Raw genomic sequence first — 7,349 nt, forward strand, 5'->3', positions numbered from 1 at the left:
GCAGATTAACAATGTTTCTTTTGGTGTAATTATAAGATATACTGAAAAATACTATCTAAACTAACGGCACACACTTTGAATTTTAACCATTAACTGATATAAAATTTCATCAGTTATTTGGTTTGGATAAAATGTTATCATCATGATATTACAACCAACCATTATCTACCCAAAATATGACAGCTAATTATTATGAAAAACATCACTAAATCATTACCAGAAAATTTGCTATGCTTTTCTCATCTAAGATGGGATTTTGTATTTCAAAGACCACAACATTTATTAAGCAGGTTTGCGAAGCAGATGAAAACCTACTTTATAGAAGAGCCATTTTTTGATGCCGAAGAACCTTATTTCTCTGTAGAAAATAAACAACCTGGTTTATGGGTTTGTACACCACATTTACCTGTAGGTTTAAAAGAAAATGAAGTAAACGATTTGTTAACAAGCTTTTTAAATAATTTCTTATCGCAAAAGGATTTAGAAGATTTTGCTTTCTGGTATTATACCCCAATGGCATTAGCTTTTACAGATAAATTTAGACCCAAACTTACCATATATGACTGTATGGATGAATTATCGGCCTTTAAATTTGCTCCAAAAGAGCTAAAAGTTTTAGAAAAGAAACTTATACAAAAAGCCGATATCATTTTTACAGGTGGCCACTCTTTATACGAAGCTAAAAAGCATTTACACGCTAATATTTATCCGTTTCCTAGCAGCATAGAAAAAGAACATTTTCTAAAAGCCAGAACAATTAAAACAAGCCCGGCAGACCAACAAGAAATTATAGGTCCAAAAATTGGTTTTTACGGCGTAATAGACGAACGTTTTGATATTGAGCTTATTGAGGCTATTGCTGTAGAAAAGCCAGATTGGCAAATTATATTGATAGGCCCAGTAGTAAAAATAGACCCTGCAACCTTACCTAAAAACAAAAACATCCATTACCTAGGGCAAAAAAACTATACCGAATTACCTGCTTACTTAGCCCAATGGGATGTAGCCCTAATTCCTTTCATGCTTAACGAGTCTACCAGATTTATCAGCCCTACTAAAACTCCAGAATATTTGGCGGCAGGAGTACCTGTAGTATCATCGGCTATTAGAGATGTAGTAAAACCCTATGGCATAAAAAACTTTGTACATATTGCTAACAATAAGTTGCAGTTTATAGAAGCTATAACGGTAGAACTAAACAAAAAAGATAAGTTAGCCTGGTTAGCAGCAGTTGATGCTTTCTTAGCTAATAATTCATGGGATAATACTTGCCGTAACATGCAAGAATTAATGTTAAAAACCCTCAATAATAAACAAGATATATCTATAGCCAGCTAATTTAAAACCATTTATGTTTGATTATTTAATTGTTGGCGCTGGTTTCGCAGGAAGCGTACTTGCCGAGCGTTTGGCTCGTGTAGCTCAAAAGAAAGTTTTATTAATTGATAAAAGAAATCATATTGGTGGTAATGCTTACGACCATTATGATGAAGCAGGTATACTGGTTCATAAATACGGGCCACATATTTTCCATACCAATAGTAAAGATGTGTTTGATTATCTTTCTGCTTTTACCGAGTGGAGAAATTATCAACACCGGGTTTTGGCTAGTGTAGACGGACAATTACTACCTATTCCAATAAATCTTACCACCATCAATAATATGTATGGTTTAAACCTTAATTCTGATGAATTAGAAGATTTTTTTGCCTCAAGGGCAGAGGATGTGAAACAGGTAAAAACTTCTGAAGATGTGGTGGTTGCCAAAGTAGGGAGGGAGCTTTACGAGAAATTTTTTAGAGGATATACCCGTAAACAATGGGCTATGGATCCATCAGAACTTAACGCCTCTGTAACAGCTAGGGTACCTACTAGAACCAATAAAGACGATAGGTATTTTACCGATACTTATCAGGCTATGCCGCTACATGGTTATACCAAAATGTTTGAGCAAATGTTAAATCATCCTAACATCAAAATCATGTTAAATACAGATTATAAGGAGATTATAAACGAGATAGCTTATAAAAAATTAATTTTTACTGGTCCGGTAGATGAATATTTTGATTATTGCTATGGTAAATTGCCTTATCGTTCTTTAGCATTTAAGTTCGAAACCCATGATCAGGAAAAGTTCCAAGAAACCGGAACCGTAAATTATCCTAATGATTATGCTTTTACCCGTATTTCTGAGTTTAAGTATATCAGTGGGCAAAAACATGCCAAAACATCTGTCGTTTATGAGTTTCCGCAGGCAGATGGAGACCCTTATTATCCTATACCTAAAGAAGATAATGCTGCTTTATATGCCAAATATCAAGCTTTAGCTAGCCAATTGGAAAATACTCATTTTGTTGGGCGTTTAGCTACCTATAAATATTATAATATGGATCAGGTAGTAGCGCAGGCTTTGGCAACATTTAAAAATATCCTCAAAAAAGAAACCACAGCTACCGAAACTTTAATAGAATAAGATGGAGATTTGGGGAGGTTTAGAGTGCAGCATCAATAGGGTAGGAAATCAATATTTTAATCAGTTAGAGCATGCTGGGTATGATAGCCGGCCATCAGATTTAGAAGCTATTTCGGCATTGGGTATCACCAGTATCCGCTATCCGATTTTATGGGAAAAACATCAGCCCCAGCAAAATACGGTTATAGATTGGGATAAAACCCGTGAAGAGCTTCTTTATTTAAGAGGGCAAAATATAGAAGTTATTGCCGGTTTGGTGCATCATGGAAGTGGACCTTTATATGTAGATATTTTAGACGATTCTTTCTCTAGCGGCTTGGCCCAATATGCGCAACAAGTTGCTATTGCTTTCCCTTGGATAAATCATTATACGCCTATCAATGAGCCGTTAACCACTGCCAGATTTTGCGGTTTATATGGTTTATGGTGGCCGCATGAGCGTAATGATTATAGTTTTTTAAAAATCTTATTTCAGGAATGTAAAGCAACCGTATTAGCCATGGAAGCTATAAGAACTGTAAATCCGAAAGCCAAGTTAGTACATACAGAAGATTTAGGTAAAACTCATAGCACAGCTCCATTAAGCTATCAAGCCGATTTAGAAAATAAACGTAGGTGGTTAGGTTTAGATTTACTGTGCGGAAGGGTTCATCAGAACCATCCACTATATCCCTATTTAATAGAAAATGGTATTACAAAAGAGGAAATAGCTTTTTTTGAAACCTCTATTGTAATGCCAGATATTTTAGGTTTTAACTATTACATCACCTCAGAACGGTTTATAGATGAAGATTTGGATGCTTATCCTACTCATACACATGGTGGAAATAGCACCCACCAATATGCAGACATTGAAGCTGTAAGGTCATCAAAAGTAAATATTCTAGGACCTTATCCTTTATTAAAGGAGGCTTGGCAACGATATGGAATTACCTTGGCGCTTACCGAAGTGCATTTACATTGTACCCGCGAAGAACAAATGCGCTGGCTTCAATATATACATCAGGAAGCTAAAAAATTAGAAATAGAGGGTGTTGATATAAAAGCTATTACCATTTGGGCCTTATTAGGCGCTTTTGGTTGGGATAAACTTTTAACCCAGCCAAAGGGAAATTATGAGTCAGGTGTGTTTGATATCAGGTCTGGAAAATTGAGGCCAACTGCGTTAACGGCAATGGTTAAAGCATTAACAAAACAAGAAAATTTTCATCATCCTGTGATGGGTGGTGGCGGTTGGTGGAAGAAAAACTATCGGGTACTGTACGGTAACTTACCTCAAGAAGTAGCAGGTGCTTTTGATGGCCAACCCATATTGATTCTTGGTAAAACCGGAACTTTAGGTAATGCTTTCGCTAAAATTTGCGCTAAAAGAGATTTACATTTTAAGCTTTTGAGCAGGGCTGAGCTAGATATACTTAACCCAGCACAAATAGAGCAAATAATTATAGAAGAAAAGCCTTGGGCTATCATTAATACTACAGGTTTTGTACGGGTTGATGATGCAGAGGAAGAGCAAGAAGACTGCTACAACAGCAATACTATCGGATGCAAAAATTTAGCAATCCTTTGTAAAAAACATCGCGTTAAGCTGTTAACATTTTCATCAGATTTGGTTTTTGATGGTGTTAAAAATCATCCTTATACAGAAGATGATGAAGTAAATCCGCTCAATATTTACGGTAAAAGTAAAGCACATGGAGAGCATGAGGTACTTCAACATCATCCAAACGCTTTAGTAATCAGAAGTAGTACTTTTTTTGGCCCTTGGGATGAGTATAATTATGTCTATCAAGTAATAAATTGTTTAAAAGCAGGTTTGCCATTTATTGCACCTCATGATGTGATGGTTTCTCCAACCTATGTACCAGATTTGGTTAACACCAGCTTAGATGTATTGATAGACAACGAAAGCGGAATATGGCATCTTGCTAATGTAGGAGCTATAAGTTTTGCAGCATTTGCACTTCTTGTAGCTAAACATCAAGGTTTAGATGAATCTTTAATTATAGCCAAACCTATTCAAGAAATAAATTTAAGTGCAAAAAGACCTTCTTATAGTGTGCTAGCCAGTAAACACGGTTGCTTATTACCCACCTTAAACGATGCCTTAGAACGTTATTTTCAAGAGGCTAAATTGTACGACTTTATGTATTAGTGTCTTTGATGGTTTAAGTTATAGGCATCATTTTAAGAAAGCTGATCAAGTTTATAGTTTTTAAGAAGAAATCTCTATCTTTTTAATCTTAATATTCAATTTTATATGTGTACTTGGGTAAAAGATGGCTCTATTTATAATAAAGTATACTACAGCCTAAAACTTTAATCAATTATCCATGGCCATAAAACAATCTTTACCGCTTATTTTTGCAGCAACCATAACCGGTTTTTCTGCAGCAGCCCAATCTGTATTTACAGTACAACCCAACCAAATTAAAGCAGAAATACAAGCTACCATGTGGGGTGTATTTTTTGAGGATATCAATATGGGGGCCGACGGTGGTATCTATGCAGAAATGATTAAAAACCGCTCTTTTGAGTTCTATAAACCTTTAATGGGTTGGACAGTGGAAGGTAAAAAAGTAGAAGGAGAGCTGTTAATACTAAACCGTGGAGATGTAAATACTGCTAATCCTCGTTTCTTAAGAGTTCAGGTTCAGAAAGAGGCTAAAAGCATGGTAAATGAAGGTTTTAAAGGGATGGGAATTAAAGCTGGTCTGAGGTATGATTTTTCATTCTTGTACCGTCAAGCTAATGCAGGTATTAAAATTCAGGTAGAACTGTTAAACGAGCTCAACGAAGTCATTGGTAAAGGGGAGGTGATACCAACATCGGTTGGAGATAAGTGGCACAAACTAGAACTCAGTTTTAACGCTACCGCTCATGCACAAAAGGGGAAGTTTAGAATTATTTTTAGTGGAGCAGGCGTTATAGATGTTGATATGATTTCTTTATTTCCATCAGACACCTGGAAAGGAAGAAAAGGTGGTTTAAGAGCAGATATGGTACAACTTTTAGCCGATTTAAAACCTGGTTTTGTACGTTTCCCCGGAGGATGTATTGTAGAAGGGCATGATTTATCTACCCGTTACCAGTGGAAAAAAACGATTGGTCCGGTAGAGGAAAGAACACTCATCATTAACCGTTGGAATAACCAAATGGCTAATCGTTTAGCCCCAGATTATTATCAAACTTTTGGATTAGGTTTTTACGAGTATTTCCAGCTGGCAGAAGATATTGGCGCACAAGCTCTGCCTATTTTAAATTGCGGTATGGCTTGCCAGTTTAATACAGCAGAAGTAGTACCGCTAGACCAGTTAGAGCCTTATATACAAGATGCCTTAGACTTAATAGAATTTGCCAATGGCGATGTAAAAACACCCTGGGGTAAAGTTAGGGCACAAATGGGGCATCCAAATCCCTTCAATTTAAAAATGTTAGGTGTTGGCAATGAAAATTGGGGTCCACAATACATAGAAAGATTAAAGTTGTTTACCAAAGCTTTAAAGGCAAAATATCCGGAAATTAAATTGGTAAATAGTGGTGGTACTGATCCGGATGGCGAGCGTTTTGAGTATTTAAATACAGAATTAAGAAAAATGAATGCCGATATCATTGACGAGCATTATTACCGTAAGCCCGAATGGTTTTTACAAAATACGGCTAGATATGATAATTACCCCAGAACAGGTCCTAAAATTTTTGCAGGTGAGTATGCAGCGCAAACAGATAAAGTAGTTAGTGTAAATAACAAAAACAATTTAAAAAGTGCCATTGCCGAGGCTGCTTTTTTAACAGGTTTAGAGCGTAATGCCGATATCGTGATTATGGCTTCTTACGCACCTTTGTTTGCGCATGTTGAGGGTTGGCAATGGACACCAGATTTGATTTGGGTTGATAATTTAAAAGCTTATGGAACACCTAATTATTATGTTCAGAAATTATTTGCCAATAACAGAGGTACACATGTGGTAAATTTAATTAGGAAGGAGATTAAAGAAACTGTTGGCGATGGCATTTATGCTTCTGCTATCATAGATAAACAAAGTAATGAGCTGATTATTAAGGTGGTAAATGCTTCTGAAAAAGCGCAAGAAGTAATATTTAATGTGGATAACAAGAAAGGTATCCAAACCATAGCAAAACTCAATAGCCTTAGTTCAAATAGTTTGGATGATGAAAATACTATAGCTAAACCTAAACAGATTTTTCCAGAAGAAAGTGTCATCAAGGTAAAGAAACATCAAATTGCTCTCCAGCTCAAGCAAAATTCATTACATGTAATTAAAGTAAAATTGATGGATTGATTTTTTGAATGATACGAAGAAAATAAACTTGCTGATAGAGTTTAAAACTTTTAGCGTTTTGATTTTCGCTTTGTGTTCCAGAAAAGTTTTAAAGCATTTGACAGGAACTGAGGGTCGTCTCTATAAGATTAGAATAATAAGAATTTTTGAAGTGGGTTTGAATAAAAAAATTGGTTTTGTATGTAGGCTCCCCATTTTTAGTAAATATCAAAAATAGACTGTATTTATCAATTGACCTCCTCCCTATAAACTGATCAGTCTAAAGTAGAGTTTCGGGCGTATTTGACCTCCTCCCTATAAACTGATCAGTCTAAAGTAGAGTTTCGGGCGTATTGACCTCCTCCCTATAAACTGATCAGTCTAAAGTAGAGTTTCGGGCGTATTTTCATGCAATATAATAAATTCCTGTGGAGATAAATCATCTAAGGAGCTATGGGGACGGAAATGGTTGTATTCCCATCTCCAGTCCTCGATTTTGTTTTTAGCATCTTCCATATCCATAAACCAGTTTGTGGAAAGACATTCATCTCTGAACTTGCCATTAAATGATTCCACGTATGGGTTGTCTGTAG

General features: G+C 35.9%; 5 protein-coding genes. 4 read left to right on the forward strand and 1 reads right to left on the reverse strand.

From position 1 onward, the window contains the following. Window positions 1–192: 192 nt before the first annotated feature. The 4 genes from H510_RS18210 to H510_RS0104125 all read left to right on the forward strand — a co-directional run bounded on the left by H510_RS18210 (window position 193) and on the right by H510_RS0104125 (window position 6,777). Window positions 193–1,338 carry a glycosyltransferase family 1 protein gene (locus H510_RS18210; protein WP_036691810.1) on the forward strand — a complete coding sequence of 382 codons (1,146 nt, stop codon included), beginning with the start codon at window positions 193–195 and terminating at the stop codon, window positions 1,336–1,338. 13 nt (window positions 1,339–1,351) lie between these two features. After that, the gene (gene glf, locus H510_RS18215; protein WP_036691812.1) at window positions 1,352–2,473 is read left to right on the forward strand and encodes a UDP-galactopyranose mutase; all 1,122 of its coding nucleotides are present in this window, start codon (window positions 1,352–1,354) and stop codon (window positions 2,471–2,473) included. A 1-nt stretch (window position 2,474) separates the two neighbouring features. Beyond that, window positions 2,475–4,628 carry an SDR family oxidoreductase gene (locus H510_RS0104120; RefSeq protein WP_026903150.1) on the forward strand — a complete coding sequence of 718 codons (2,154 nt, stop codon included), beginning with the start codon at window positions 2,475–2,477 and terminating at the stop codon, window positions 4,626–4,628. A gap of 178 nt (window positions 4,629–4,806) precedes the next feature. Further along, window positions 4,807–6,777, forward strand: a complete 1,971-nt coding sequence (locus H510_RS0104125) for an alpha-L-arabinofuranosidase C-terminal domain-containing protein (RefSeq protein ID WP_026903151.1) — start codon at window positions 4,807–4,809, stop codon at window positions 6,775–6,777. Between the two features lie 360 nt (window positions 6,778–7,137). Here the strand turns inward: H510_RS0104125 and H510_RS19825 are convergent. Beyond that, on the reverse strand, window positions 7,138–7,349 hold a 212-nt coding region (locus H510_RS19825; protein ID WP_026903152.1), incomplete at its 5' end, for an integrase core domain-containing protein.

It is taken from the genome of Pedobacter glucosidilyticus DSM 23534, from assembly GCF_000425145.1.
Classification (GTDB): domain Bacteria; phylum Bacteroidota; class Bacteroidia; order Sphingobacteriales; family Sphingobacteriaceae; genus Pseudopedobacter; species Pseudopedobacter glucosidilyticus.